We start from the raw sequence: 26,308 nt of genomic DNA on the forward strand, positions 1-26,308 counted from the left end.
TTCTATCCGGATTCTACCCACGCTCCACGGTTGCCTAAATTTGAAGTTCAACCGTTTCTGGGGGACGCATGCTGCAGAATATCAGGGACAATTCACAAGGCTGGATTGCCAAGACCATCATCGGGATCATCGTCGCATTGATGGCGTTGACCGGTTTCGAAGCCATTTTTCAGGCCACCTCGAACACTAATGAAGCGGCCAAGGTCAACGGCGAGGAGATCAGCCAGAACGAGCTGAGCCAAGCGGTCGACATGCAACGCCGTCAGCTGATGCAACAGTTGGGCAAGGATTTCGATGCTTCCTTGCTGGACGAAAAGATGTTGCGCGACTCGGCTCTCAAGGGCCTGATCGATCGCAAGTTGTTGCTACAAGGCGCCCATGATGCGGATTTCGCTTTTTCCGAAGCCGCGCTGGATCAAGTGATCCTGCAAACGCCTGAGTTCCAGGTCGATGGCAAGTTCAGCCCTGAGCGTTTCGACCAGGTCATACGCCAGTTGGGTTACGGTCGCCTGCAGTTCCGCCAGATGCTGGCGCAGGAAATGCTGATCGGCCAGCTGCGCGCCGGCCTGGCTGGCAGCGGATTTGTCACCGATGCCCAGGTGCTGGCGTTTGCCCGTCTGGAAAAGCAGACCCGTGACTTCGCTACCCTTACCATCAAGGCAGATCCATCGACCGTGAAGCTGACCGATGACGAGGTCAAGGCCTACTATGATCAGCACGCCAAGGAATTCATGACACCCGACCAGGTGGTCATTGACTACGTTGAGCTGAAGAAAGCCTCTTTCTTCGACCAGGTCAGCGTCAAGGATGAGGACCTGCAAGCGGCGTATCAGAAAGAAATCGCCAACTTGTCCGAACAGCGTCGCGCGGCGCACATCCTTATCGAAGTCAACGATAAGGTCACCGAAGCCCAGGCCAAGGCGAAGATCGAGGAAGTCCAGGCGCGCCTGGCCAAAGGCGAGTCGTTTGAAGCCTTGGCGAAGGAATATTCCCAGGATCCAGGCTCGGCGAACAATGGCGGCGATCTGGGCTTTGCGGGGCCAGGGGTCTACGATCCGGAGTTCGAAAAGGCGCTGTACGCCCTGAACAAGGACCAGGTTTCGGCACCGGTGCGAACCGACTTTGGCCTGCATCTGATCAAGCTGCTGGGTGTTGAAGCCCCTGAGGTGCCGACCTTTGCGAGCCTGAAGGACAAGCTGACTCGCGAACTGAAGGCTCAGCAGGTCGAGCAGCGTTTCGTCGAGGCGACCAAGCAATTGGAAGACGCTTCGTTCGAAGCCTCGGACTTGGCGCAGCCTGCCCAGGACCTCAAGCTGACCGTGCACACCTCGGCACCGTTTGGTCGCGAAGGCGGTGAAGGAATTGCGGCCAACCGCGCCGTGATCACTGCTGCGTTCAGCCCGGAAGTGCTGGAAGAGGGTGCCAACAGCACGGCCATCGAGCTGGACCCGGAAACGGTCGTGGTGCTGCGTGCCAAGGAACACCGCAAGCCTGCGCAAATGCCGCTGGAAAGCGTGGCCGGTCCGATACGCGCCCAATTGTCCAAGGAACATGCCAGCGCAGGTGCCAAGACCCAGGCCGATGAGCTGATCGCCAGCCTGCGCGATGGCAAGGTTGCCCTGGACAAGCCGGTCAATGGCCAGGCGTGGAAAGCTGTAGAAGCGGCGACTCGCAGCCAGGAAGGCATCGATCCTGCCGTGCTGCAGGCGCTGTTCCGCATGTCCAAGCCGCAGACCAAGGACAAGCCGACGTTCGCCAGCGTGACCCTGCCTGACGGCAGCGTGACGGTCTTGCGCCTGAACGGCGTCAACGAAGGTGCGGCACCGACCGAGGAAGAAAAGGCCGAGTACCGTCGCTACCTGGCGTCCCGTGTCGGCCAGCAGGATTTTGCGGCTTACCGCAAACAGTTGGAAAGCGAGGCGGACATCAAGCGCTTCTGAGTGCATTGATGCGTTAGCCATGGACCCCGGCCGAAAAGCCGGGGTCTTTTTGTATCTGTGTATTGCTGTTGACGGGGATGTTCGTCGATTCGTCGAACTTGGTCTTTTTCCTGCCCGCAAGCCCCCGTAGACTTGTACCCCCTTTGAGACACGATTACCCAAGCTGCCTGGTCGCGTTCTGTTGCACAATACGCGCCGGATTGTTTTACCCAGGATGCTCAATGTTCAAATCATTTCACATGCGCACCGTTGGGCTGGCATTGCTGCTGGCTGTCGCGGCCGGCTGCTCCTCCAAGAAGGCCGCCATCTACGAGCACGAGAACTTTGATGATTCGGGCACGTTCTCGCGTACCTATCCGGTGACTGATGTGGCGACCTGCGAAGCAGGGCGCCGGGCGTTGCTCAGCCAGGGCTACATCATCACCAGCAGCGATCCGAAGCTGATCAGCGGCCACAAGAGTTTCCAGCAGACTGGCGATACCCACATGGAGATCAGCTTCAACCTGGTCTGCGCCGAGGATGGCGGTCCCGGCCATCGCGCCACCATGTTCGCCAACGCCTTGCAGGACCGCTACGCCCTGAAGAAAATCAACAACTCCGCCAGCCTGGGCGTGGGCGTGTTGGGATCGGTCTCGATGCCGATCGGTTCTTCGGATGATTCGATGGTCAAGGTCGCCAGTGAAACCGTATCGGCGGCCAAGTTCTATGAGCGCTTCTTCGCGCTGGTGGAGGTGTTCCTGCCACCGGAAGCCAAGAAAGCCGTGGAGAATGCCGATAAGCCAAAAGCGGAGCTTGGCGTTCCGGAACCCAAGGCCGAACCGGCAGCCTTGGCTCCCGCGTCGGCTCCCGCACCCGCCCCTGGGGCCTTGCAAGCGCCTGCAGCGGAACCAGCGCCGGCCCCGGCACCCATCATGCCGGTCGAGCCGGCCCCCGCCGCATCGGAGCCGGTCGCGCCGCCAGTCGAGCCCGCGCCGATCGCACCCAGCGAGCCGGAGTCCTACGCGCCTTCTTCGTCGGACACCATCACACCGCCGCCGGCCAGCTCCTTGCCTGCACCGACCGAGCCAATCCAACCCCTGCCGGCCTCCTGAGCAGCTGTAGCAAGGGCTGTCATTCCTTGCTACATGTCTTGGCTTTAAATCCCCAATGCTGTGCTACGTTTAATTCATGAGGCTGTGGCTTCATGTTTTATTCACAAAGCAGCTTTATGCTGATTCCAAGCCATCAGGCTTCGGTTCAACGATTGGGAAGGACGCGCAATGGATGATTATCAGGAAGAGCTGCTGGAGTATCAGGCCTATGAGCTGGACCCGCTGGAACCAGCCGAGGATGCGACTGAGCTTTAGGGGCATGTCCGCTGGCAGCTAGAGGCCAGTTAGAGGCGACGAGACACGACGGAGCCTGGGCGCTGGGTATCGGGTTCATGTCCCCTTGCGGCTGCGACGAAAGTCTCCGGGCGTTTGGTTGTTCCAGCGCTTGAAGGCACGTTGAAAGGCTTCCGCCGAGGCGAACCCCAGCAAGTAGGCGATCTCGCCGAACGCCAGCTCCGTGTCGCGAATGTACGTCATGGCCAAGTCTCGACGGGTCTCGTTGAGGATCGCCCTGAACTGCGTGCCTTCCTCCGCCAGTTTGCGGCGCAACGTCCAGGTCGGTAGTTTCAGGCGCATCGCCACTTCTTCTAGATCCGGCTCCCGCCCACCACTGAGCAGCGGACCCAGCAGCTGGATGATACGTTCACGCAAGGTTCGCGTGCGTGTCAGTTGCTCCAGTTCCCGTTCGCATAATTGGACCAGGTGCCGCCAGGTACTGGGACAGTGTTGAGGATTGCGCTGTGCGAGGCTATCCAGGCCCAGGCGCAGCTGGTTCTGTTCGGCGCCGAACTGCATCGGGCAGTCGCCAAGTATCTGATAGGCCTGCCCATACTCCGGCTCCTCGAATTCGATGTCGATGCGTTCGGCTTGCAGCCCGATTTCGCTCACACTGGACAACTGCTTGAGCCAGCCGGCAATGATCGAATCCACGACGAAGCGGTTATAGGCGTTATAGGGGCTGATGGAATAGAACCGCAGCCAGGCGCCTCGGGCGTCCTCGTGGAAGCTTGATTGTCCGCGATAATTGGAACCGTACAGCGGCTCGAAGCGGATCATGCAGCGGGCAGCTTCCCGTACGGTGGGCGCCTGGGCGGCAGTCACGCCAGCGAGCCCGGCCTGGCTCAAGCGGCTGAGCTGACCCATGCGCAAGCCCAGTGCCGGATCCTCTGTCAATTGGATCGCTGCGTGGCCCAGGCGCATGTAGCGCGGAATCGACAGCCGCGCCCTGGGTTCGGCCAGGCGTGCAGGATCAAGGCCGTATTGTTCGAGCAACGGCAGCGGATCCCTCCCGTGGCTGGCAATTGCGTCGGCAAGGCTATGGACGAAACCCACGGACAAGTCGCCCAGGCGCATCGGCTGTGGCTTCATGCTCACAACCAGAGGTTCAACAGGCGAGCGCCACGGGCTTCGCCATCGGGGAACTGCTGGCCGCCATGGCTGATGAAACTCTGGCCGGCACTGCCGTTGTCCCAGAACTGGCCGCGCAGAAACACGCTGACGCCCCCCAGGGCCTGGCTGACCGGCAACTGGCTGGTCAATGTCAGGCGACGCCATGCCTGGCCTTCGGTTATCTCGCCGGGCTTGAGGCTCACTTCGCTTGGCGTGGAAAGGCCTTTGTAGCCTGCCCAGGGTTTATTCCACGAATCGCGGCCAACCACAAAGGCGGGTACGGCAATCAATTGCACGTCCTGCTCGTCGAGTTGCCGATAATGGAGCGGATACCAACTGTCACTGCCGATCAGTACGCCGAGGCGACCGGCCGGCGTGTCGATGACCGGGGTAGCCTGGGTTTCTTCTGCCCCGAGCACGTCTTGTTGGTCGAATATCGGATGACGTTGACGCAGGGGTTGGCCGATCGGACGACCATCGGGGCCGAACACCAGGCTGGTGTTGTACAGCGCGCCGCCACTGATCTTCAGCTCGCCTTCGCTGACACTGGGTTCGGGCAGCACGATGGAGCCGGCCACCAGGGTCACGCCGAATTCCTTGGCCAGGCCCCCAAACAGCGTCTGGTAATCCCGGGCCATGGTGTCCGCTTTCATCCGCAGGTAGGCATCGTCCAGGCGGCTGCTGCCCTTGGCGCTTGCCAGGGCGCGAATAAAAGCCAGCGGATTGCTGGCGGCGAGCCAATGCATGGCTTGCTTCAATGTACTGGCTTGATACACCTCGTCCTTTTCGCCGCTGACCATCAGCCAAGTGCCGATGTGCTCGGGCAGGACCACGATGGTTTTGTCGTTGAGAAACCCTTGGTCGCGCGCCGCTTGCAGATAGGCGGCCAGCTTGCGACGCAGGCGCTGGGGGCTCTGGTAGTCGGTGGGGAAAAGCTCGGGCTGGATGCCGAGCAAGTTGCCGCGATCAGAAGGCGTGCCCTGGTCGACCGCCAGGTTGATGCGCAGGTCTGAAAGGTAATGGCCGACTGGACGGTCCGCTGTCCACAGTGCGTAAGTGATAACGGCGGCCATCAAGGCCAGTGAGAACAGCAGGTACAGAAATTTGCGCATGGGGACAGTCAATGGTCGCTTACAGGTTCGTGATTTTTCACCAGGACACCTGGCAGGGTACGGTAAAACAAAGGATTAGCGAAAGGGCGCACCGCGGTGTGAGGAGGATGTGGGAAGTCTAGGCGAGCCGATTGTCCTGTGCATTTGGATCATCAACTTGTCAGTTTCGGTCATTGAGCGTCCCCATCCCGACTCTTAGGCTGTTACCCATGACTGACGGAGGCCATAGAGCTTCCGCATTTTCCGTGATCGCCCGTAGTGGAGTAACCGATGACCGCCCCTCATTACCCGCATTTGCTGGCCCCGCTGGACCTTGGCTTTACCACGCTGCGTAACCGTACCCTGATGGGGTCGATGCACACCGGTCTTGAAGAAAAGCCCGGTGGCTTCGAGCGCATGGCGGCCTATTTTGCCGAGCGCGCCCGTGGCGGCGTGGGCCTGATGGTCACCGGGGGAATCGGTCCTAACGATGAGGGTGGCGTTTACTCCGGTGCGGCCAAGCTGACCACCGAGGAGGAAGCCCTCAAGCACCAGATCGTCACCCGGGCGGTGCATGAAGCCGGCGGCAAGATCTGCATGCAGATCCTCCATGCCGGACGCTATGCCTATAGCCCCAAGCAGGTGGCACCGAGCGCGATCCAAGCGCCGATCAACCCGTTCAAGCCCAAGGAACTGGACGAAGAGGGCATCGAGAAACAGATCAGCGATTTTGTGACTTGTTCGTTGCTGGCCCAGAAGGCCGAGTACGACGGTGTCGAAATCATGGGCTCGGAAGGCTATTTCATTAACCAGTTCCTGGCGGCCCACACCAATCACCGTACCGACCGTTGGGGGGGCAGTTACGAAAACCGCATGCGCCTCCCGGTGGACATCGTGCGTCGGGTGCGCGAGGCGGTCGGCCCGAATTTCATCATCATCTTCCGTCTGTCGATGCTCGACCTGGTGGAAGGGGGCAGCACCTGGGAAGAGATCGTCCAACTGGCCAAGGCCATCGAGCAGGCCGGTGCGACGATCATCAACACGGGTATCGGTTGGCATGAAGCGCGTATTCCCACCATCGCCACCAAGGTTCCAAGGGCAGCGTTCAGTAAAGTCACCGCCAAGCTGCGCGGTTCGGTGAGCATTCCGTTGATCACCACCAACCGCATCAATACGCCTGAGGTCGCTGAGCAGATCCTGGCCGAGGGCGACGCCGACATGGTGTCCATGGCTCGGCCTTTCCTCGCTGACCCGGAGTTCGTCAATAAGGCAGCCGCTGGCCGGGCGGATGAAATCAATACCTGTATCGGCTGCAACCAGGCCTGCCTGGACCATACGTTCGGTGGCAAGCTCACCAGTTGCCTGGTGAATCCGCGAGCGTGCCATGAGACCGAGCTCAACTACCTGCCAGTGACCCAGGTGAAAAAAATCGCCGTGGTGGGCGCCGGTCCTGCCGGGTTGTCCGCCGCCACCGTGGCGGCCGAGCGCGGCCATCAGGTGACGCTGTTCGATTCGGCCAGTGAAATCGGCGGGCAGTTCAACATCGCCAAGCGTGTGCCCGGCAAGGAAGAGTTTTTCGAAACATTGCGTTATTTCAAGCGCAAGTTGCAGACGAGCCACGTCGAGCTGTGCCTCGATACTCGGGTGGACGTCGCGCAGTTGGTGGCCGGCGGTTTCGATGAAATTATCCTGGCGACCGGCATCGCACCGCGAGTGCCGGCCATCCCGGGCGTGGATCATCCCAAGGTGCTGAGTTACCTGGACGTGATCCTCGAGCGTAAGCCGGTAGGGCGTAGCGTCGCGGTGATCGGTGCAGGTGGGATCGGCTTTGACGTGTCGGAATTCCTCGTACACCAGGGGGTTGCCACCAGCCAGGACCGCGAAGCGTTCTGGAAGGAGTGGGGGATCGATACCCACCTCGAGGCGCGCGGCGGCGTGGCCGGGGTCAAGGCGCAACCTCATGCGCCGGCGCGGCAGGTGTTCCTGTTGCAGCGTAAGAAGTCCAAGGTCGGCGACGGTCTGGGCAAGACCACCGGCTGGATTCATCGCACAGGTCTGAAAAACAAGCAGGTGCAGATGCTCAACAGCGTCGAGTACCTGAAGATCGACGATCAGGGCCTGCACATTCGCATCGGCGAAACGGGCGAGCCGCAAGTGCTGGCGGTGGACAACGTGGTTATCTGCGCCGGCCAGGATCCGCTGCGCGAGTTGCAGGAGGGCTTGGAAGCGGCCGGCCAGACCGTCCACCTTATCGGCGGCGCCGACGTGGCGGCGGAGTTGGATGCCAAGCGCGCGATCAACCAAGGCTCGCGACTGGCGGCGCAGTTGTAAGGCGCAAGTCCTCTGTGGGAGCGAGCCTGCTCGCGATGGCGGTCAGTCAGTTTCAGAAATGTTTGGCTGACCCACCGTTATCGCGAGCAAGCTCGCCCCCACCGTTTTTTCGATGTCAGGACGTTTGCAACCAGCTGTTAATATGCCGGCCTGTTTTCCACCCGACTCGCCGCCATGCTACTTCCCGCTCTCGACTGGCACCCTCAACCTCGCCTCGAACCCCTTCATCTGGACTGGCTCGCCCGGTCCGACGTCGAGGTGGCAGTGCTGCGCCTGGACCGGATCGATCCGCTGATCAGCGGGAACAAATGGTTCAAGTTGCTTCACCACCTGCGCGCAGCTCATCGGGCCGGTGCTGCAGGTGTGATGAGCCTGGGCGGCGCTCATTCCAACCACCTGCACGCACTGGCCGCAGCGGGCCGGCGCTTTGGGTTCGCGACGGTCGGACTGCTGCGCGGTCATCCCCTGGATACGCCCACGGTGCTCGACTTGAAAGCGTTCGGCATGACGCTGCACTGGTTGGGTTACGAGGGATACCGCAGGCGTCATGACGAGGGTTTCTGGACACCCTGGCGGTCGCAATACCCTGAACTCTGGGCGGTGCCGGAAGGGGGGGCAGGCCTGCCCGGCGCGCAAGGTTGCATGAGCTGGGTCGCCTGTGCCCGTGATCAACTGGCGGCGTTGGGCTGGGCGGACTATCACGGCTGGTGGCTGGCCTGCGGCACCGGAACGTCGCTGGCGGGCCTGGTGCTGGCTGAAGCCGGCCAGCGCAAGGTGCATGGCGTCCTGGCGGTGCCCCAAGGCCATGGCGTCAGCCAGAACGTGGAAAACATCGTGAGGGCGGCAGGGCTTGCCGACCCGCTCTACGAGCTGCTCGACGGCAGCCGTGGTGGTTTCGGCCAGGTTGATGCTGATCTCACCACGTTCATAGAAACCACCCAGGCCATCGAGCTGGAGCCGCTCTACACCGGCAAGGCGTTGATGTTGCTAAAGGCTCAGGTCGAGGCCGGCGCCTTTGAGCCGGGTACTCGGTTGATCTTCGTTCATACGGGTGGCTTGCAGGGGCGTCGTGGGTTTCAGTGAGCCATCAATAAGATCATGTATAGCAATCAATGCTCGCTCTTTCCTACGATCTCCAACATTGTTGTTCAGCTCTGGTTGAAGTTTGCAGGTCTGCTGTTGTGCGGTCGAGATTCTGAAATACTTGCCCGGTCATATTTATATGATCTTTTTCGTTTGTACGGTCTTTTCAAGTTCTCTATCGTTGCCTCAATGTTTTTGAATTTATAAATAAGCGAGCCTGGATCGGCCGGGCCGTATTTATAAAACGAGGAGTAGAACATGGATACGTTCAATGGCAACAACGCACAACACGCTGTCATTAACCGGCAGATGGCGAAACCGCTGCGCCCGAGGCCGACGGCCAAGCCTGGCCTTGTTTCAAAACCGGCGGCCAAGCCTGGCCCGGCCCTCAAACCCGCACCCAAGCCAATACCAAAGCCCACCCCAAAGCCGGCACCCAAACCAGCGCCCAAGCCAACACCTAAACCAACGCCAAAACCCAATCCGACACCAGCGACGACACCCGGTCCGTCCACTAAACCCACCCCGGCGTGGGCATCCATTCCGTGGCCCACCTTGAACGTGGGTATCGATCCCCTGGCGTTCGTAAACCTGGCAAAATCACCCGGGAGTACCCCGAATAACGATGGGACAGTCTCGCTGGCCGATGGCAGTGTGGTGGATGTCGAAGGTGAATCGGTCACGCGTCCCGATGGAACTATTCAATATGGCGACGGCACGTTGGTATACCTTGATGGGCGTGTAGTATTTGCCGATGGACAGATTCAATTTCCGGATGGGAGTGTGCTATTTCCCGATGGCGAATGGTTTGACATGGACGGGAACAAAAAGAACTGAAGATTTGTATTGTTCAGTTGTTAATGTATGAAACGTTCGATTGGAAATGCCGTGAACTATTGCCGCAATCTCCATGGAGTTGCGGCATTTTTTATCGGAAAGAAAACTTTGAATGAAAAGTGCGCATCGACGAGCCGCAATTGGGTTAGGAAAGGATCATGGTGAGATGTCCGGGGGGTTCAAGAGCCAGTTGAACAGCAGCCCGACATCTTTGTCGCCTGGCTCAGGCGGGGGGGCAGACGGAGGGCCATCGCTGTCCACGGCCGGGCCCACCAATCCTGCACACAATACTGGACGGTCTGGGTCGCCCTCGATGAAGCTGACCAGCACTTCGCTGCCGGCAATCAATGGGGGACGGTCATCGGGCATCGGCCAAGACAGGGGCAACGTGATCGGTTCTTCCTCCGGGCTCCAGAGGCTGACCTCGACTTTACCCTGCTCGTTAGGCCTGGCTTGCTGGCCGGGCGGGCCGAACACGTAGGCGACGTGGTAACCGGCGATACATGGCTTGGGATGCTTGAGCGCCGGGCGGAACACCGTGGACCAAGGGATGGCGCAAAACCGGTTGCGATAATGCCGCGGTTGCGGCGTGGCCGGCGGGTTCGCTTCTAGAATGGAAAATTGCCTTCCTCGGTGCTGGACCTCGGTGATCAGCCATTGATCATTGAAGGACGACACCGGGTGATTGCAGATCTGCGCGATGTGACCGCTGCGCAGGGCTGGTTCTGTGGCGTGGCCATGGATTTCCCGATGCCGATAGCGCAACCGTTCAAGGCTGCGGCGACCCGCCTGGTAGCGGTAAGCCTGGGCCGGATCTTCACGCATTTTTTCTGGGGCCGCGCTTCCAGGCGGGAGTGTCGCCCCTCGGTCGTTGTGGCCGACGGGCGGTCTGGCGATGATCGAATGATGGCGCTGGTATAGCCGCCTGATAGTCGGGTGCCTGTCCGCATCCTGGCGCATGACCAGTTCGACCGGCTGTGCCGGGAAGCTCTTTGGATCTTCCGCGAATACGGCAACGTGACCCTGGGGCGCGTGTTCGAAGTGATAGTGGATGCCTTCCTCTTCGCATAACCGCTGCAGCATATCCAGGTCGCTTTCTTCATATTGAATGCAGAACGGGCGAGTCGGATACTGCCCGTGCGGCAGCTCGAAACGATAGCTGTCGGGAGGCACGGCGTTACCTTCCAGCAGGCACTGCAGGATCTGGACAACATTGAGCCGATGAAAAACCCGCCGTCGTGGCCCTTGTTCCAATTGCTGCAGATGAGGGACCAGCGTCAAGCGATAGCCCACGCGGCGCATGGTGTCGGCGGTCAGGCTGACATAATGCACAACCCCATGTACGCCCGACTCGCCATCAAGGCGTAGGAAAGCTGCCTGCCCCAGCAGACTGTCGGGGCTGACCGGCGGCGCCAGGCCGATCAGGTCAAGGTCGAAGCGGTAAGGCTGGTTCAGGGCCTCACGGCCATTGAGCCGCAGCACTTGCAGGCGCAGGTCGCTTTGAAGGATCGTCAGGCTGAAAGGGTGTTCCGAATCGTTGCGCATTGCGGCCCATGCTGGCTGAAGGATAAGAGTGCAAGGGTACGAAACCCCGGCGCGCAGCGCTGTGCCCGAATCGCTATTTCGGAAAACCCCTACAACACGTTGTGAAAATGTCGATTGGAGGCAGCGATTTTTTGGTCGATCAGCCGGTTTAGGCCGTATAAACTTGCGCCACAGCGCCGGCCAGGTGTCTCGGCGCGTCAGACAAGAGAGTGAGTAATGGGCGCACAGTGGAAGGTTAAACACAAAGAAGCGGCTGCCAACGCCAAGGGCAAGATCTTCGGCAAATTGGTGAAGGAAATCACCATTGCCGCGCGCAACGGTGCTGATGTCGCCACCAACGCGCACCTGCGGCTGGTGGTCGAGCAGGCAAAAAAAGCTTCGATGCCCCGCGAGACCCTGGAGCGCGCGATCAAGAAGGGCTCCGGCCAGCTCGGCGAAACCGTGCAATACCATCGTGTCACCTACGAAGGGTTCGCACCCCATCAGGTGCCGCTGATCGTTGAGTGCGTGACCGACAACATCAACCGTACCGTCGCGGAGATTCGCGTTGCGTTCCGCAAGGGCCAACTGGGTGCCTCGGGTTCGGTGGCCTGGGATTTCAACCACGTGGGCATGATCGAAGCCGCCCCGGACAGCCCCGACGCTGATCCGGAAATGGCCGCCATCGAGGCCGGGGCCCAGGATTTCGAACCGGGCGAGGACGGTGCGACGCTGTTCATCACCGAGCCTGGCGACCTGGACGCCGTGCAAAAGGCGTTGCCGGAGCAAGGCTTCACGGTGTTGTCCGCCAAATTGGGCTATCAGCCGAAAAACCCAGTCAGCGGCCTGACCGATGAGCAGATGGCGGAAGTCGAGGCGTTCCTCGAAGGCCTCGACAACCACGACGACGTGCAGGATATGTTTGTCGGTCTGGCGGGCTAAGCCAAAGTCACTGTGGTGAGGGAGCGAGCTCCTTCACCACTCGCAGCAATTCTTCAATCTCGTCAAACCCCGGCCGCGCCAGTACATCCGGCTGGCAGCACCGCGCCTCGAGGTCTTTCAGTCGTGAAAGATCCTCGTTACCGAGCGCCGGTTCGATCCGCGCCAGCAATTCCCCCAACAGAATCCCGAAGGCCCGCACCTCGATGCGCTGCAACGCCCGTGTTTGCCTGTCTTTTTCGACCGTGGCGTGGAAAGACGCCGCGCCAAAATCCCCCAGCAGGCAATCGCCTTGGTCATTGAAGAGGATGTTGTGGCCGTACAGGTCTCCATGGGTAAGGCCTTGTCGGTGCAAGTGGCACGCCACGCCGGCAATACCCCGGGCGATGCGCAAGGCCACATCGGCGCTCAGGCGCAGTTCATCGGCATACACGTCGCGGGTACAGGATTCCAGGCTCGGCAGCCCGGCCAGGTTGCGGTAATCGGGCCCGATCAGGGCCATCACCAGCCCGGCCTGTTGCTCTGGGTGGCCGTTGACCTGACCCAGCACCTCGATCAGGTTCGGATGCTTGCCGGCGGTGATGCACGCGTGCATTTCATGCAATGGCGAGCCATCGCTGGTCATCTGGCCTTTGTAGAGCTTGACCGCGACGTCGCGCCTGGCCTTGCCGGGCGGTTGCCAAAGTGCATGGTAGATCACGCCCGAAGCCCCTTCGCCCAATGAACGCTGCAAGCTCAACTGCGACCAATCGATCGGCGTGGCGGCATGCAGCGCCTGGGTATCGCCTTGCGCTTGCAATGGATTGCCGGCGTAGGCCAGCCAACTGAGGCTCGGCATTTCCAGCAGCCAGGAGGGCAGTTCGGTCAGTTGATTGGCGCAAACACGCAGCAATTCGAGGCGATGACACCGGGCCAGGCTCGGCGGCAATTGCCGCAGGCGATTACCGGCCAGCATCAATTTCTGCAGATGGGGACGCCGGCCCAGCTCATCCGGCAGCTGGCTGACGCAATTGTCGGTCAAGATCAACCAGCGCAGCAGCGGCGGCAAGGCTGCGCCCGTGACGCGCTCGATGCGGTTGGCCTTGAAGCCGACCATGGTCAATGCGCTGCAACGGCCCAGGCATTCAGGCAGTTCGGTGAAGCGGTTGTCCGAACAGAACAGTATCCGCAGGCGAGTAAGCCGATGGAGATCCGCTGGCAGCGTTTCGAGTTGATTGCCGCTCAGGTCGAGGATTACGAGCGAGTCCGCCAGGTCGTAAATTTCCTGAGGAAACTCCGTCAGGCCGCACGACAGCTTCAGTCGGGTAATGCCCGATAGCTGGCCGGTTTGGAGTTGGGTGAGGGTCTGCATAGGGGAAGTCGCTGCTATCAAGGGGCCGAGCGCAATGGTGAAACCGGCGCAGGCCCGCATGATAAACAAAAAGGTTGCGCCAGTGCTTCTAGCGCTCGATGCTGCGGTTCCACCGCGCATTCCACGCCGGACGTTGTTCATTGACCTGATCCCAATCCACCGCGATCGCGGTTTCCAGGTACTGCTTCATCGCTTCCACTTGGCCTCGCGTCTTTTCGGTGGTCGGCGTGTTGGGGTTGGACGGGATCTGGTCGCCTTCTTCAAGGGCGATGGCCTGGGCTTCGGGCGTCAGCAGGAAGGCAGCGAGTTTTTGCGCGAGTTCGGGTTCGCTGTTCTGGGCGACGGCACATTCGGCGACATTCAGCACCACTGCGCCTTCCTTCGGTTGTGCATATTCGACCGGCATGCCCTTGAGTTTTAACGCGGTGACCTGGGTCGGCGTCAACGGGAACAGCGCCGCTTCGTCCGTCTGCAACATCTCGGAGATTTTCGCCGAGCTGGGGATGTACTCCAGCACGTTGCGCCCGACGGTGTTCGGCCACGCCTTGAAGCCTGGCTCGACGTCAGTTTCGCTGCCGCCCTGGATCCGGTTGAACATCAGAAAACCGTGCAGGCCGAAGGTTGAGGAGGCCATCGATTGAAACACCACCTTGTCCTTGAATCGAGGGTCCGCCAGATCCATCCAGGACGTCGGCGTGTTCCAGCCTTTTTCCTTGAACAGCCGCGTGTTGTAGGCCAGTCCGGTGACGCCGAGGCTGACGGCGACGGCCTGGTCCTTGATGCGGCCCTTGGCCGGAATCTGTGCCAGGGGGGCGCTGTCCTGCAGCTTGTCGCACAGCCCCATGGCGATGGCGCGGTACATGATGCCATCGTCCAGGAACATCACGTGCATCTGCGGGTTGCCCTTGCTGGCCTGGACCTTGGCCAGGATGTCGGCCGAAGTGCCCGGCACGATCACCACCTTGACATTGTTGGCCTTCTCGAAGGCCGGCAAGACCTTGTCGGCATAAAGCCGCTCCATGGTGCCGCCGTTCATGCCCAGGTAAAGCGTCGGCTCGGCCAACGCCTGGGTGACGGGGAGCAGGGCGCCCAGGCAAGCGGAACCCAGCGAGCAGAAGCCGAACAGTGCACTGCGTTTTACGTTATTCATTAGCGCGACCTTCCTCTATCAAGCAACGGAGATGGAGTGGAACCGGGTGATGGAAAACGCATCCAGCGGCGTGGACGAAGCCCCGCTGCAGATGATTTCGGTGAGCGCCTGGCCCACCGCCGGGCCGATCTGGAAGCCCGCGCCGGCGAAGCCGAACGCATGCAAGAGACCGGGTTGGGTGCTGCTGGGGCCGATTACCGGTTGGCGATCGGGCAGGTAGCCTTCGGTGCCGCTCCAGGTGCGGATCGCCTGGGCGCCCTCCAGAAAAGGGTAGAGTTCGACGGCCTGGCGCAGGATCTCGATGACCGCGTGCTGGCCGGGCCTGGCGCGGGCGTCGTCCAGTGCGAAGCCCTGGCCCCCTCCCAGCACGCAATTGCCCCGGGCGACCTGGCGCGCATAAATGCCGCCGCCTTCGACGCCCGTGCTGGCGTCCATCACCACGGGCAGCGGCTCGGTCACCAGCATCGCTGGGTGCCCGGCGTACATCGGCACTGCTTCGCCGAACTGCGCGGCGAAGCGGCTCGCCCAGGCGCCAGCGCAATTCAGTAGCCACGGCGCGCGACATTCGAGGCCGGTTTCGGTGTGCACGGCAAAGCGTTGGCCGTCGTGAGTGACGTGGCTGACCGGGCATTGTTCGTGAACCTGTGCGCCATGCCTGCGGGCCGCCTGGGCAAATGCCGGCGAGACCAGCCGCGGGTTGGCGTGACCATCGTCGGGGCACAGCGAGGCGCCGACCGCGACGGTGCCGACCCAGGGAAACCGTCTGCGTAATTCGTCGTGATCCAGCAGTTGCAAATCGAGGCCAAAGCCCTGACTGCTGGCGGCGTAGTTCTGCAATGAACGCAGGTCATCGAGGCTGCGTGCCAACTTCAGATGGCCGCTGCGCTGATACTCGCCGTCGATGCCAATCAACTGCGGCAATTGACCCCAGATTTCATGGGCACGTTGCGACAGCGGCAACTGAGACAAGGGCCGGCCCTGGCGCCGCACGCCGCCGTAGTTCACGCCGCTGGAATGCGAGCCGCAGAAGTCTCGTTCCAACAGCGCCACGCGGCGTCCGGCCTTACTCAAAAACAGTGCGGCCGAGGCGCCGACGATGCCGCCACCAATGATTACTGCATCGACCTCGATCATGGCTCGACCTCCAGGCCAAACGGCACGGGCTTGACTGGTGCCTGTGCCCGCAGGCGCCCGATGTCCCGGATGTCGCGGCCACTTGCGCAAGCGATGATTTCCGCGGCGGCGGCACCGCACATCCGTCCCTGGCAACGGCCCATGCCGACCCGGCAGTGGGCCTTGACCCGGTTGATTTCCCAGTGACCTTCGCCCACGACCTGGCGGATATCGCCGACGCTGACTTCTTCGCAGCGGCAAATCATCAAGTTGTCTTGAGCGAGGCTCGCCCACTCATCAGGGAAGGCAAAGGCCTGCTCCAGGCCTTGGCGGAAATTACCGATGCGTTCGAGAGACTGTTCCAACTGGGCGCAACGTTGCGGGTCGACTCGGTAGCCGAGGTCTTCGAGCAGTGCCAGGGCGGCGCGCTCGCCGGCCATTTCGGCGGCGTCGGCGCCCATGATCCCAGCGCCGTCACCGGCCAGGTAGACCCCGGCCGAACTGCTGCGACCGGCGCTGTCGCGTTGCGGTAGCCAGGCGCGATTGAGCGGGTTCCAGGCAAACTCGCAGCCCAGCAGATCGGCCAGTTGGGTTTCACTGCGCAAGCCGTGGGCGAAGGCGACCGCATCACAATCGAGCGTGTGCTCGCCCTTTTTGTTTCGCCATTTCAACGACTGTACCCGGCGTTTCCCGTCGATGTGCGCAAGGGTGGCGCCTTGATGCACCGGGATACCATGTGTCGTCAGCCAGGCGCGGTAATAGAGGCCCTTAGCGAGCGTGGCCGGTTGTGCGAGCAGGCCGGGCAGAGCGCGGGTCTGCGCGCTCAAGGGCGAACTGTCGAGTACCGCGGCGACGTTCGCGCCGGCCTTGGCGTATTGGTACGCCACCAGATAAAGCAATGGCCCGCTGCCCGCGAATACCACCCGTTCACCAATGCCGCAGCCTTGGAATTTAAGGGCGATCTGCGCCGCGCCCAGGCTGTAGACGCCCGGCAGGGTCCAGCCGGGGACCGGCAGAATCCTGTCGGTGGCCCCCGTTGCGACGATCACGTTGGCGTAATCCAGGCGATCGGCGCGGCCCTCATGCAAGGTATCCAACTGGCCGGCTTCAGCGTTCCAGACCAGCGTGTCGGGGCGGTAGTCGAGCTGCTCGCGCAACGCATCGAGGGTCTGGTGGATGGCGTTGGCCTTTGTTGCTTCGAAGCCATAAAGCTTGCGCGCAGACCGGCTGAAATTGACGGGTTGGCGTCGGTAGATCTGCCCGCCACCGCGGGCGGCTTCGTCCAGCAGGATCGGGTAGATGCCATGGGCGACCAAGGTTTGCGCGGCGCGGATACCGGCGGGGCCGGCGCCGATGATGACGATGGGTTTCATGGCAACCCCACCGGCAGCGGATTTTCGCTGCTGTCGAGGCCGCCTTCGCGAGCAAGCTCGCTCCCACATGGGATCTGTCGTGGATGCCGATTGTGCGTACGCCGCAGGTCACCTGTGGGAGCGAGCTTGCTCGCGATGGGGCCATACCTGTCAAAGCCGTTCATACCTGCCGCCCCGGTTCGCGATTGACCTGCTGCCCAGCTTCGAGCATCGTCGAGCAGGCGCGCACGCGGCGGCCGTCGCCCAGTCTCACCCAGCAATCCTGGCAGGCGCCCATCAGGCAGAAGCCGGCACGGGGCTCGGCGCTGAAATCGCTGCCGCGCAGGTGTTCGCCGCAGGTCAGTACCGCGGTGAGCACGGTATCGCCGAGCAAGCCGCTGGCGGGTTCGCCGTCGAGCAGGAAATCCAGGGCCGGTCGGTCGTTTTCGGCCAGTCGTTTCAGCAGAGCCATGGTGCCCTCATTGTTTGCCTACCAGGACTCGATCCAGGCCATACACCCGGTCGAGCAGAATCATGGTCAGCGCCGTCAGCGCGATCACCAGTGCCGACACCGCCGCCATCATCGGATCGATGGATTCGGTGGCGTAGACGTACATGCGCACCGGCAAGGTTTGCGTGGCCGGCGAGGTGACGAAAATCGACAGCGTGACTTCATCGAAACTGTTGATGAACGCCAGCAACCAGCCTCCGGCGACGCCGGGCAAAATCATCGGCAAGGTGATCTGGCGGAACAGGGTGAAACGACCGGCGCCCAATGACTGCGCGGCTTGCTCGGCGCTGCGATCCAGGCCGATGGCCGAGGCCAATACCAGGCGCAGCACATATGGCGTGATCACCAGCACATGGGCGAAGATCAGCCAGCTGAAGTTGCCGTTCACGCCCATCAGTGCAAACAGCCGCAGCAACGCGACGCCCAGCACCAAGTGCGGAATGATGATCGGCGACAGGAACAGGCCGTTGAAAAAATCCCTGCCAGGAAACTCCAACCGGGTGATCGCCAAGGCCGCCGGCACCGCGATCAGTGTCGCCAGCGAGGCCGCGCTGAACGCCAGGATGAGGCTGTTGTAGAACGCATCGACAAAATCCGCGCGCTCGAACACGGCACGAAACCAGCGCAGGGAAAATTCCGTGGTGGGCAAGCTCAGGGTGTTTTCCGGCGTGAAGGCGACCAGGCAGACCACCACCAGCGGCGCCAGCATGAACACCACTACCAAGGCATGAAACAACAGGGCGAAAGGACCGTTCCTGGACATGAAGAATTACCCCAGTGATTTCTTGTAGCGGCCTTCGATCATGCGGTTCCACGACAGCATGATCAGAAGATTGAGCAACAACAGCGCGACGGCAATGGCCGCGCCCATCGGCCAGTTCAGTTCCGACAGGTATTGGTCGTAGATCAGCGTGGCGACCATTTTCAGGCGGCGCCCGCCGAGCAGGCCGGGGATGGCGAACGAACTGGCGGCGAGGCCGAACACGATCAGCGTGCCGGACAACACGCCCGGCATGATCTGTGGCAGCACCACCTTGCGGATCACCGTGAATTGGCTCGCGCCCAGGGATAGGGCGGCCTGTTCGGCGGCGGGATCAAGTTTTTGCAGCGAGGTCCACACCGGAATGATCATGAACGGCAGCATCACGTGCACCAGGGCGATGACCACCGCGAACGGTGTGTAGAGCAGCTTCATGGGTGAACCGCCGAGGGCTTGCAGCGTCTGGTTGATCAGGCCATCGGCGCCGAGCAGCAGGCTCCAGCCGAACGCTCGCACCACCACCGAAATCAGTAGCGGCGTAAGGATCAGGATCAGAAAGATCGAACGCCACGGCGCGCCCATGCGGCTGAGGATGTACGCCTCCGGTACGCCGATCACCACGCACAGCAACGTGGTCAGGGCGCTGATCCAGAACGTGCGCAGGAAGATTTCGTAGAAGTACGGGTCGCCCAGAAGGCTGGTGTAGTGCTCGAAGGTGTAGGCGTCGCCGTCGATACCCGAGCCGTAGTCGAAAACATTGAACGACAGCACGAGCGTCAGACCAAGGGGAATCACCAGCAGGCCCAGGTACAAGGCCAGGGCCGGGGCTGACATCCAATAGCCTTGGCGGCCGCGCTTCATGGCATCGATCAGCTTCATGCCAACACCTCATCCACGCTCAACACACGCAGCAGCGCCGGATCCCAGTCCAGACCCACGGCGGTGCCTTCGGCCAGGGGCGCCAAGCCGTCGTTGCGCCGTACCACGCTGAGTTCGCCCAGAGGGGTGCAGACGCTATACAGCCATTGGCTACCGAGGAAAAAACGCTGGGTGACGGTGCCTTGCAGTCGTCCCGAGCCGGGGGCGCACAGGTCGATTTTTTCGGGACGCAGGCTCAGGGTCAGCTCACCTTTACCGGTGCTGCTGGCTTGCACGAGGCCGGCGCTGTCACGTTCGCCGGGCAGCAGATTGGCCTTGCCGACGAAGCCGGAAATGAACTCGGTGCGCGGGTGCTCGTAAAGGGTGTAGGGCGCGTCGATCTGGGTGATGCGGCCGGCCTGCATGACCACCACTCGATCGCTTATCGAAAGCGCCTCGGATTGGTCATGCGTGACCATCAATGTGGTGATGCCGACTTCGCGCTGGATGCGGCGGATTTCGAACTGCATTTCCTCACGCAGGTTGGCGTCGAGGTTGGACAAGGGTTCGTCGAGCAGCAGCACCGGCGGTTCGATCACCAGCGCCCGGGCCAATGCCACGCGCTGACGCTGGCCGCCCGAGAGTTCTCGCGGGTAACGCTCGGCATGCCGGTCCAGGCGCACCAGCTTGAGTACGCGATCGACCCGGGACTGCAATTCTGCGCTGGGCACCTTGCGCATGCGCAAGCCGAAGGCCACGTTGTCTTTGACGGTCATGTGGGGAAACAGCGCGTAACTCTGGAACACCACGCCCAGGCCGCGGCTGGCGGGCTTGGCATGAGTGATGTCGCGCCCGTCCAGCAGGATGCGGCCGCTGCTGGCCTCAACGAAGCCGGCGATCATTTGCAGGGTGGTGGTCTTGCCGCAACCGGACGGCCCTAGCAGAGAGACGAATTCGCCTTTCTCCACACAGAGGTTGGTGGCGACCACGGCGTCCAGGTCGCCATACCGTTTGCTCAAGTCTTGAAGTTGCACGAAAGCCATGACTGCGCTCCACCTGAGATTGTTATGCGTCGCCGCGAGGCGCGCTTTTTTGTATGGGCAGATACGAAAGGATGTCGCGGGGTGCGTTGGCGCTCGACTTACGTCGGCTGCCGCTGTTGTTCGAATCGCCCCTGTATGGACGCAGAGTAGGACGAAGAATAGGATGGGCTCAATGGACTATTTCACTGAAGCGATGACTATTTTCCGTTTCTTTCGGTGAATAAATAACTGAGTAAAAAATCCTATGTCTGATTCCATTGGGCGGAATACCAAAAAGATTGAAGTAGGGGTTGGCTCGGTTTCTCGGTTGTTTGCCGTTTTGCGCAGCCTGGGCGAGACCGCAGAGGGCGGCGAGCGAGTCACGCAACTGGCCCAGCGCATTGGCCTGTCCCAGCCCACAACGCACCGCTTGCTGCGCAACCTGATGGACGAAGGCATGGTCGAGCAGGATGCGCGCAGCAAACGCTATCGCTTGAGCCTGGACTTTTTTGCCCTGGCGGCGCGCGCAGGTAACACCGGCAACCTGCGGGAACTGGCCAGGCCCGCGATGTTGCGGTTGTCGGCGTCGTTGGGGGATTCGCTATTTCTGCTGGCACGCTGTGGCTTCGATGCGATCTGCCTGGACCGCAGCGAAGGGCCGTTTCCGATCCGCACATTCACCGGCGACATCGGTGGCCGCGTGGCCTTGGGCGTGGGACAGGGCAGCCTGGCGATCCTGGCGTTCCTGCCGGAGGAAGAGCGCGACACGGTGATCCATTACAACCTGCCGCGGCTCAAGGATTTTCATCTCTACGATGAAGTCTTCCTGCGCACGGAAGTGGAGAACGTCCGCATGCTGGGCTACGCCGGGCGCAACACCGGGGTGTTGCAGGGCATGGCCGGCGTGGCGGTGCCGATTCTCGATCGTGAGGGACGGGCCGTGGCGGCCTTGAGCGTGGCAACCATCAGCGACCGGCTCGGGCCGGATAGGCTGCCAACGGTGGTGGAAATGCTCAAGCGCGAAGCCGCGATGATCGGCCCGCGAATCAACCCGTTCGATCCGCTGCTGCGCAGGCCTTCGCAGGTGTTCAGGCAGGGATGAATACCGATTTTTGGCCTGTCACAAGACCTCTGTGGGAGCGAGCCTGCTCGCGAAGGCGGTATCTCAGTCGACATCATTTCTAACTGTGCGACCGATTTCGCGAGCAGGCTCGCTTCCACAGGGGAAGGTGGTGGTCAGAAATTCAAGGTCTGCTTGAGCTTCTGCGCCGTCGGCGTATCGCTCGGGATGACCATCGCATAATTGTACCCAGGCCCGGACCAATACTCGGCCTGCAGTTCGCCATCGCGCCGGCTGCCACGGGGCAGCAGAAAATTTTTCGGACCTGGTGGGCGGATATAGAAGCTGATCTTCAGGCCGCTCGAATCCTGGTAAACAACCATCGCCGCCGCGCCTTGGTCAGTGCTGAGCAATCGCCCGCTGACCGGCGTGAAGCCCGCCGCCGAGAGATCCGGTAAGCGGTCGGCTTGGCTGAAGTAACGGTCGAGCCAGCCTTGCATGCTGTGCTCGTCGCCAGTCTGGTAATCGGCCGGGAGCACGCCCTGCTGGGCAATCAACCGGTACGCCTGCAATGCGTCAGCCATGGGCGCTGCTGCGCTGAGCAGGGTTATCTGTCGGGCCTGCCAGCCGCCCACCCCACCGATACCGACGGCCAGCGTCAAGACCGCTGCGCTGGCGAGAAGGCGGCGCGTACGGTGTTTCATGCGTTGACGGATGACAGTCGGGTCGAGGCTGGGATTGGGGGGGAGTTGCAAGGTTGCGCTCAGGGTTGCGCGCAGATGCTGCGCGTCCTGTTGCCAGGCCCGTACGCGTTTGGCGACGGCGGGGTGGCTGGCCAGGTAGGTTTCAACCTGTCGTCGGTCGGCTTCGCTCAGTTGATGATCGACGTAGGCGTGCAGGTCTTTGTCGCTGGGGGGCAGGGTGATCATTTGAGTATTCGCAGGGCAGGGCGGGCGATTTCGCCGTCGCTGAGTTGGCGCAAGGCCTGGCGGGCCCGTGACAGGCGCGACATCACGGTGCCGGTCGGCACGCCCAGGATGTCGGCGACTTGCTGGTAGCTCAAGCCTTCTACTGACACCCACAACAATAACGCGCGCTGTTCGGTGGGCAACTGGTCAAAAGCCTGGAGCGACGATTGGGCGATGACGCTGCGCTCGGCGGAAGGGTGTGCATCGTCGCGCCCGGTGAAGAATTCCAGCATGCGTGCGTACCGTCGGGAACGACGATGGGCATCGAGGAACTGCCGGTAAAGGATGGAGAACAGCCAGGCCCGCAAATCACCGTCCGGGCGCTTGTCGTTCCATTTCGACAGGGCCCTTTCCAGGCACGCCTGGACCAGGTCGTCGGCGTTGCTGGGGTTGCGTGTCAGCGACACGGCAAAACGTCTCAGCCGTGGAATGAGCAGGCGCAACTGGTCGTCGAGTTCGTTCATGAGGATGCGTGGCTTCGTGGGCAATCACTGCGTTGGAAGGAAAGACGATCCAGGCACAAGATTATTCCAATGAACGAAAAATAAATATGAAGCGTGGGAATAAACACGTTGGGCTTTCGTCTGACGGGTCCTTTCCACTAACGGCCTTGTGCCTTGGAGTCTCCAAATGGTTGACCCTTCTTCTGAACGTCGGCCGCCGTTGAGCGCCGCCAGCCTGACATTGCGCCTGACGGCCATTGCCGTGGTCGTTGCTGCGCTGGCCGGGGCGTTTGCCTACGTCAATGGCACACTCGACCCACAACGCCTGACGCCCAAGGCCTTGGTCAATGTGCTGGAAACGAACAACGGGGTCCATGCGGGTTTCCGGCGCAATCACTCCAAGGGTGTCTGCGTTGCCGGTTATTTTGAAAGCAGTGGCGAAGCCCGCGCCTACTCCAGCGCCCAGGTATTCAATGAGCCACGCACGCCTGTGGTCGGTCGTTTTGCGCTGCCCAGCGGCAACCCCTACGCACCGGATGGCAGTGTGCCGATCCGAAGCCTGGCGCTGCGTTTTACCCAGGCCGACGGCCAGCAATGGCGCACCGGTATGAACAGTATGCCGGTGTTCCCGGTGGGTACACCGCAGGCTTTCTTTGAACTGCAACAGGCCCAGTCGCCGGACCCGGCCACGGGCAAACCAAACCCTGGCGCCGTGCCGGCGTTTTTTGCAGCGCATCCCGAGGCAGTGCCGTTCTTGCAATGGATCAAGACGGCCAAGCCATCGGCCAGCTATGCCACTGAAACCTACAACGGCATCAATGCGTTCTACCTGGTGGGCCCTGCCGGACAACGCCAGGCCGTGCGTTGGGGGGTGGTGCCGATAAGCAAGGACGCGGTGGATGCGAGCCCACCCCAAGGCGCCGACTTCCTGGAACAGGACCTGACCAAACGCCTGGCTGGCGGACCACTGCGCTGGCAGTTGAACATCACCTTGGCCAACCCGGGCGATCCGGTCAACGACGCCAGCAAGGCCTGGCCCGCCGATCGCAAGGTGCTCAATGCCGGCACCCTGGTGCTGGAGCGCGCCCAGGCGCAGGACAACGGCGATTGCCGCGATATCAACTATGACCCGCTGATCCTGCCCAGTGGGATCGAAGGTTCTGATGATCCGCTGTTGGCCGCTCGTTCGGCGGCCTATGCCAGTTCGTACCTGCGCCGTACCAGCGAAGTCAGCCAGTTGCCCGCCACCCAGGAGTCTCGTCCATGAACGCCCCCCGACATTTCGCGCCGCTGGCTCGGCTGCTGCACTGGATGATGGCCTTGATGATCATCGCCATGTTGTTTATCGGCGCGGGCATGGTCGCCTCCGTGTCCGAGCGCCATGAGTGGCTGCTTCAACTGCACAAACCCCTGGGCATCGCTATTTTGTTGTTGGTGATTGTCCGCCTGGTGGTGCGCTTCACCACGCAGATACCGCCGTTGCCGGCCGACCTGCCGAGCTGGCAGGCCTTGTCGGCCAAGGCTTCGCATGTCTTGTTGTATGCCTTGATGCTGGCGTTGCCACTGTTGGGCTGGGGGATGATATCGGCGGCGGGGGACCCGGTGATGCTCAGCGAGTCGCTTCGGTTGCCTTCCATCCTACCCGCGGATGCCCAGACCTTCGCATGGCTGCGCAAGGCTCATGGTTACCTGGCCTATTTGTTATTCCTGACGGTGCTGGTGCATCTGGCGGCGGCGTTGTTTCACGGCTGGGTGCGCCGGGACGAGGTGTTGCACAGGATGTTGCGCGGCCGGGACTGACCGGGAGGCTCGTGGCGAGGGGCTTGTTCCCTCGCCACAGGGGAACGGCGCTAAAGGGACCTCAGCGCAACTCGTCGACCATGGACTCGAGGGTGCTCAGCACGTCCTTGCCCAGTTGCATGGAGCGTTTGCCGGACCAGCCGGTGTGCGGGTTCGGATGGTCGTCGTGGTCCTTGAAAGGCATCTCCAGGGTCAGCGACAGGCAGTCGTATTTCTGGCCGACCGCGTTGCAAGCCAGCGTCATGTTGGCCTGGCCGGGTTCGTCTCGGGTGTAACCGTGGGCGGTTTGGAAATCCTTGGTCTGGCGTTTGAGATGGCTGCGGAAACGTTCTTCGAGCCCGGCGATGCGCGGTGTGTAGCCGGGGTTACCTTCGCAGCCAGCGGTGAAGACGTGGGGGATTTCTTCGTCGCCATGAGCGTCCAGAAACAGATCAACGCCATACTTTTCCATTTGCTGTTGTACGAAAAATACCTCGGGGCTGATTTCCGGGCTGGCGTTCTGCCAAGCCCGATTCAAGTCCTGGCCCATCGCGTTGGTGCGCAAATGGCCGTGAAACGCGCCATCGGGGTTCATGTTGGGCACCAGGTACAGGTCGGCCTTGGCAAGCAGCCGGTTCAGTTGGGCATCGTCATGGTGCTGGAGGCGTTCGATGATGCCTTCCATGAACCACTCGGCCATGTGCTCACCGGGATGTTGCTGCGCAATGATCCAGATTTTGCGCCGTCCTTCGGCACCGCTGCCCTTGCGCAGCAATTGAATATCGCGACCCTCGACGCTCTTGCCGGTCGCCAGCAGTTCGGTGCCAGCCTTGTGCTGCGCTTGTTCTATCAGCCAATCGTGGCGGCCGCGGCTGTAAGGTTCGAAATAGGCGAACCAGGCGTGAGGTTGCTCGGCCTCCAGGTGGAAGCGCAGCGCATCGCCTTCAAATTGCGTAGGAATACGGAACCAGTTGACGTGGTCATAGGAAGCAACGGCTTGATAACCGGTCCACGCTTTGTTGTAGGAGGATTGGCTGGCATTGAGCAGGCGGAAGGAATATTCCTGGCCGACGTGCAACCCGCTGGCCTTGAAGTGAAACCACTGGAAATGGCCGCTACGGGTATCAGGTCTGATTTTCAGCAATGATTGCAACGGGTTGCCGATGTCCACCACTTCGATGTTGCCGCTGTCGAAATTGGCGTTGATATCAAAGGACGATTTAGCCACGGTCACGATTCCTGCCCAGGATTTTCATGGCCGTTACTTTACACGCAAAGAAGGAGAAAACCGGGACGAATTGTTGTAGGGGGAAGGGGGCGTCCTCCCTGGACGCATTTGCAGATTAGAGAGTCCCTGATCGATTCTCAAGTGCTGCCTGTCGATCATTCGAACCGGTGCAACGCAGGGGCTTTTGTAAACGAATGTGCATTTGCTATCATCCCCAGCACCGAATTAGCGACACCCAAAGACTTCATTAGCCTGAAGCCATAAGCCGAAAATCGGCAAAAAAAAGACCCGGCAAAAAGCCGGGTCAAAAACCGTGATTAGCCTGATGAGGAGATAATCCAGAAGTCCGACCTAAGGTCTTCTGGCCTATCGACTGATCTCGCGACCAGCTGATGCAATAATAATCATTATCATTTGCAAGTCAAATGTTTTTATTGCGCCCATTGGAAATTATTTCCCATGTGGTTATGCAGCCGCCTTTTCCAGCG

General features: G+C 61.2%; 24 protein-coding genes. 9 read left to right on the plus strand and 15 right to left on the minus strand.

Annotation, left to right across the window (positions count from 1 at the left end):
- The first annotated feature begins 68 nt into the window (after positions 1–68).
- Positions 69–1,940 carry a SurA N-terminal domain-containing protein gene (locus tag J3P81_RS09380; RefSeq protein WP_420764629.1) on the plus strand — a complete coding sequence of 624 codons (1,872 nt, stop codon included), beginning with the start codon at positions 69–71 and terminating at the stop codon, positions 1,938–1,940.
- 221 nt (positions 1,941–2,161) lie between these two features.
- Positions 2,162–3,031: a DUF2242 domain-containing protein gene (locus J3P81_RS09385; protein WP_434563339.1), complete on the plus strand. Its 870-nt coding sequence runs from the start codon at positions 2,162–2,164 to the stop codon at positions 3,029–3,031.
- 330 nt (positions 3,032–3,361) lie between these two features.
- Here the strand turns inward: J3P81_RS09385 and J3P81_RS09390 are convergent, their stop codons facing one another.
- Together J3P81_RS09390 and J3P81_RS09395 are read right to left on the minus strand one after the other, a co-directional pair.
- Entirely contained in the window at positions 3,362–4,399 is a 1,038-nt protein-coding gene (locus J3P81_RS09390) for an AraC family transcriptional regulator (protein WP_420764627.1), read from the minus strand.
- Between the two features lie 2 nt (positions 4,400–4,401).
- Positions 4,402–5,532: a nitrilase-related carbon-nitrogen hydrolase gene (locus J3P81_RS09395; protein WP_434563341.1), complete on the minus strand. Its 1,131-nt coding sequence runs from the start codon at positions 5,530–5,532 to the stop codon at positions 4,402–4,404.
- Positions 5,533–5,802: 270 nt separating this feature from the next.
- Between J3P81_RS09395 and J3P81_RS09400 the strand changes: the two genes are divergently transcribed.
- Positions 5,803–7,842, plus strand: a complete 2,040-nt coding sequence (locus J3P81_RS09400; RefSeq protein WP_420764625.1) for an FAD-dependent oxidoreductase — start codon at positions 5,803–5,805, stop codon at positions 7,840–7,842.
- Positions 7,843–8,016: 174 nt separating this feature from the next.
- Complete coding sequence (locus tag J3P81_RS09405; RefSeq protein ID WP_434563343.1) at positions 8,017–8,925, plus strand: 1-aminocyclopropane-1-carboxylate deaminase/D-cysteine desulfhydrase; 909 nt, start codon at positions 8,017–8,019, stop codon at positions 8,923–8,925.
- A gap of 65 nt (positions 8,926–8,990) precedes the next feature.
- Here J3P81_RS09405 and J3P81_RS09410 read toward each other — a convergent pair whose 3' ends face one another.
- On the minus strand, positions 8,991–9,467 hold the full coding sequence (locus J3P81_RS09410; protein WP_434563345.1) for a hypothetical protein: 477 nt from the start codon (positions 9,465–9,467) through the stop codon (positions 8,991–8,993).
- 13 nt (positions 9,468–9,480) lie between these two features.
- On the opposite strand from J3P81_RS09410, the gene J3P81_RS09415 reads away from it, so the two are divergent.
- Complete coding sequence (locus J3P81_RS09415) at positions 9,481–9,762, plus strand: hypothetical protein (RefSeq protein WP_434563347.1); 282 nt, start codon at positions 9,481–9,483, stop codon at positions 9,760–9,762.
- Between the two features lie 156 nt (positions 9,763–9,918).
- Here J3P81_RS09415 and J3P81_RS09420 read toward each other — a convergent pair whose 3' ends face one another.
- Positions 9,919–11,307: a type VI secretion system Vgr family protein gene (locus tag J3P81_RS09420; RefSeq protein ID WP_434563349.1), complete on the minus strand. Its 1,389-nt coding sequence runs from the start codon at positions 11,305–11,307 to the stop codon at positions 9,919–9,921.
- Between the two features lie 216 nt (positions 11,308–11,523).
- Here J3P81_RS09420 and J3P81_RS09425 point away from each other — a divergent pair, with 216 nt between their 5' ends.
- The gene (locus tag J3P81_RS09425; protein ID WP_420764620.1) at positions 11,524–12,228 is read left to right on the plus strand and encodes a YebC/PmpR family DNA-binding transcriptional regulator; all 705 of its coding nucleotides are present in this window, start codon (positions 11,524–11,526) and stop codon (positions 12,226–12,228) included.
- 7 nt (positions 12,229–12,235) lie between these two features.
- On the opposite strand, the gene J3P81_RS09430 is transcribed toward J3P81_RS09425, so the two are convergent.
- The 8 genes from J3P81_RS09430 to J3P81_RS09465 all read right to left on the minus strand — a co-directional run bounded on the left by J3P81_RS09430 (position 12,236) and on the right by J3P81_RS09465 (position 20,363).
- Positions 12,236–13,576, minus strand: a complete 1,341-nt coding sequence (locus J3P81_RS09430) for a leucine-rich repeat-containing protein kinase family protein (protein WP_434563351.1) — start codon at positions 13,574–13,576, stop codon at positions 12,236–12,238.
- An 88-nt stretch (positions 13,577–13,664) separates the two neighbouring features.
- Positions 13,665–14,726 (minus strand): ABC transporter substrate-binding protein, encoded by a 1,062-nt coding sequence (locus J3P81_RS09435; RefSeq protein WP_420764618.1) that lies wholly within the window; start codon positions 14,724–14,726, stop codon positions 13,665–13,667.
- 18 nt (positions 14,727–14,744) lie between these two features.
- A complete protein-coding gene (locus tag J3P81_RS09440; RefSeq protein WP_434563353.1) occupies positions 14,745–15,860 on the minus strand; it encodes an NAD(P)/FAD-dependent oxidoreductase in 1,116 nt (371 codons plus the stop codon).
- Positions 15,857–17,212: an FAD-dependent oxidoreductase gene (locus tag J3P81_RS09445; protein ID WP_434563355.1), complete on the minus strand. Its 1,356-nt coding sequence runs from the start codon at positions 17,210–17,212 to the stop codon at positions 15,857–15,859. Before J3P81_RS09445 ends, J3P81_RS09440 begins: the two co-directional genes overlap by 4 nt.
- A 160-nt stretch (positions 17,213–17,372) precedes the next feature.
- Positions 17,373–17,663, minus strand: coding sequence for a (2Fe-2S)-binding protein (locus J3P81_RS09450; protein WP_434563357.1), 291 nt, complete (start codon positions 17,661–17,663; stop codon positions 17,373–17,375).
- Positions 17,664–17,670: 7 nt separating this feature from the next.
- A complete protein-coding gene (locus J3P81_RS09455) occupies positions 17,671–18,465 on the minus strand; it encodes an ABC transporter permease (protein ID WP_030140057.1) in 795 nt (264 codons plus the stop codon).
- A 6-nt stretch (positions 18,466–18,471) separates the two neighbouring features.
- Positions 18,472–19,341 (minus strand): ABC transporter permease, encoded by an 870-nt coding sequence (locus tag J3P81_RS09460; protein WP_434563359.1) that lies wholly within the window; start codon positions 19,339–19,341, stop codon positions 18,472–18,474.
- The gene (locus J3P81_RS09465) at positions 19,338–20,363 is read right to left on the minus strand and encodes an ABC transporter ATP-binding protein (RefSeq protein WP_434563361.1); all 1,026 of its coding nucleotides are present in this window, start codon (positions 20,361–20,363) and stop codon (positions 19,338–19,340) included. The genes J3P81_RS09460 and J3P81_RS09465 overlap by 4 nt, the downstream gene beginning before the upstream one ends.
- A 244-nt stretch (positions 20,364–20,607) precedes the next feature.
- On the opposite strand from J3P81_RS09465, the gene J3P81_RS09470 reads away from it, so the two are divergent.
- Positions 20,608–21,444 (plus strand): IclR family transcriptional regulator, encoded by an 837-nt coding sequence (locus tag J3P81_RS09470; RefSeq protein ID WP_434563363.1) that lies wholly within the window; start codon positions 20,608–20,610, stop codon positions 21,442–21,444.
- A gap of 134 nt (positions 21,445–21,578) precedes the next feature.
- Here the strand turns inward: J3P81_RS09470 and J3P81_RS09475 are convergent, their stop codons facing one another.
- Entirely contained in the window at positions 21,579–22,331 is a 753-nt protein-coding gene (locus J3P81_RS09475; RefSeq protein WP_420764611.1) for an anti-sigma factor family protein, read from the minus strand.
- Positions 22,328–22,834: a sigma-70 family RNA polymerase sigma factor gene (locus J3P81_RS09480; RefSeq protein WP_420764610.1), complete on the minus strand. Its 507-nt coding sequence runs from the start codon at positions 22,832–22,834 to the stop codon at positions 22,328–22,330. Before J3P81_RS09480 ends, J3P81_RS09475 begins: the two co-directional genes overlap by 4 nt.
- A gap of 166 nt (positions 22,835–23,000) precedes the next feature.
- Between J3P81_RS09480 and J3P81_RS09485 the strand changes: the two genes are divergently transcribed.
- Both J3P81_RS09485 and J3P81_RS09490 read left to right on the plus strand, forming a co-directional pair.
- Positions 23,001–24,080, plus strand: coding sequence for a catalase family peroxidase (locus tag J3P81_RS09485; RefSeq protein ID WP_420764609.1), 1,080 nt, complete (start codon positions 23,001–23,003; stop codon positions 24,078–24,080).
- Complete coding sequence (locus J3P81_RS09490) at positions 24,077–24,613, plus strand: cytochrome b (protein ID WP_434563365.1); 537 nt, start codon at positions 24,077–24,079, stop codon at positions 24,611–24,613. Before J3P81_RS09485 ends, J3P81_RS09490 begins: the two co-directional genes overlap by 4 nt.
- Positions 24,614–24,674: 61 nt before the next feature.
- On the opposite strand, the gene J3P81_RS09495 is transcribed toward J3P81_RS09490, so the two are convergent.
- Positions 24,675–25,826 (minus strand): M14 family metallopeptidase, encoded by a 1,152-nt coding sequence (locus J3P81_RS09495; RefSeq protein ID WP_420764607.1) that lies wholly within the window; start codon positions 25,824–25,826, stop codon positions 24,675–24,677.
- Between the last annotated feature and the right edge of the window lie 482 nt (positions 25,827–26,308).

Origin of the sequence: Pseudomonas sp. R1-6 (genome assembly GCF_051132115.1) — a bacterium.
GTDB lineage: Bacteria > Pseudomonadota > Gammaproteobacteria > Pseudomonadales > Pseudomonadaceae > Aquipseudomonas.

Coding starts and splice junctions, on each gene's coding strand:
- J3P81_RS09380 (WP_420764629.1), top strand. CDS start 69: ATGCTGCAGAATATCAGGGACAATTCACAAGGCTGGATTGCCAAGACC.
- J3P81_RS09385 (WP_434563339.1), top strand. CDS start 2,162: ATGTTCAAATCATTTCACATGCGCACCGTTGGGCTGGCATTGCTGCTG.
- J3P81_RS09390 (WP_420764627.1), bottom strand. CDS start 4,399: ATGAAGCCACAGCCGATGCGCCTGGGCGACTTGTCCGTGGGTTTCGTC.
- J3P81_RS09395 (WP_434563341.1), bottom strand. CDS start 5,532: ATGCGCAAATTTCTGTACCTGCTGTTCTCACTGGCCTTGATGGCCGCC.
- J3P81_RS09400 (WP_420764625.1), top strand. CDS start 5,803: ATGACCGCCCCTCATTACCCGCATTTGCTGGCCCCGCTGGACCTTGGC.
- J3P81_RS09405 (WP_434563343.1), top strand. CDS start 8,017: ATGCTACTTCCCGCTCTCGACTGGCACCCTCAACCTCGCCTCGAACCC.
- J3P81_RS09410 (WP_434563345.1), bottom strand. CDS start 9,467: ATGGATGCCCACGCCGGGGTGGGTTTAGTGGACGGACCGGGTGTCGTC.
- J3P81_RS09420 (WP_434563349.1), bottom strand. CDS start 11,307: ATGCGCAACGATTCGGAACACCCTTTCAGCCTGACGATCCTTCAAAGC.
- J3P81_RS09425 (WP_420764620.1), top strand. CDS start 11,524: ATGGGCGCACAGTGGAAGGTTAAACACAAAGAAGCGGCTGCCAACGCC.
- J3P81_RS09430 (WP_434563351.1), bottom strand. CDS start 13,576: ATGCAGACCCTCACCCAACTCCAAACCGGCCAGCTATCGGGCATTACC.
- J3P81_RS09435 (WP_420764618.1), bottom strand. CDS start 14,726: ATGAATAACGTAAAACGCAGTGCACTGTTCGGCTTCTGCTCGCTGGGT.
- J3P81_RS09440 (WP_434563353.1), bottom strand. CDS start 15,860: ATGATCGAGGTCGATGCAGTAATCATTGGTGGCGGCATCGTCGGCGCC.
- J3P81_RS09445 (WP_434563355.1), bottom strand. CDS start 17,212: ATGAAACCCATCGTCATCATCGGCGCCGGCCCCGCCGGTATCCGCGCC.
- J3P81_RS09450 (WP_434563357.1), bottom strand. CDS start 17,663: ATGGCTCTGCTGAAACGACTGGCCGAAAACGACCGACCGGCCCTGGAT.
- J3P81_RS09455 (WP_030140057.1), bottom strand. CDS start 18,465: ATGTCCAGGAACGGTCCTTTCGCCCTGTTGTTTCATGCCTTGGTAGTG.
- J3P81_RS09460 (WP_434563359.1), bottom strand. CDS start 19,341: ATGAAGCTGATCGATGCCATGAAGCGCGGCCGCCAAGGCTATTGGATG.
- J3P81_RS09465 (WP_434563361.1), bottom strand. CDS start 20,363: ATGGCTTTCGTGCAACTTCAAGACTTGAGCAAACGGTATGGCGACCTG.
- J3P81_RS09470 (WP_434563363.1), top strand. CDS start 20,608: ATGTCTGATTCCATTGGGCGGAATACCAAAAAGATTGAAGTAGGGGTT.
- J3P81_RS09475 (WP_420764611.1), bottom strand. CDS start 22,331: ATGATCACCCTGCCCCCCAGCGACAAAGACCTGCACGCCTACGTCGAT.
- J3P81_RS09480 (WP_420764610.1), bottom strand. CDS start 22,834: ATGAACGAACTCGACGACCAGTTGCGCCTGCTCATTCCACGGCTGAGA.
- J3P81_RS09485 (WP_420764609.1), top strand. CDS start 23,001: ATGGTTGACCCTTCTTCTGAACGTCGGCCGCCGTTGAGCGCCGCCAGC.
- J3P81_RS09490 (WP_434563365.1), top strand. CDS start 24,077: ATGAACGCCCCCCGACATTTCGCGCCGCTGGCTCGGCTGCTGCACTGG.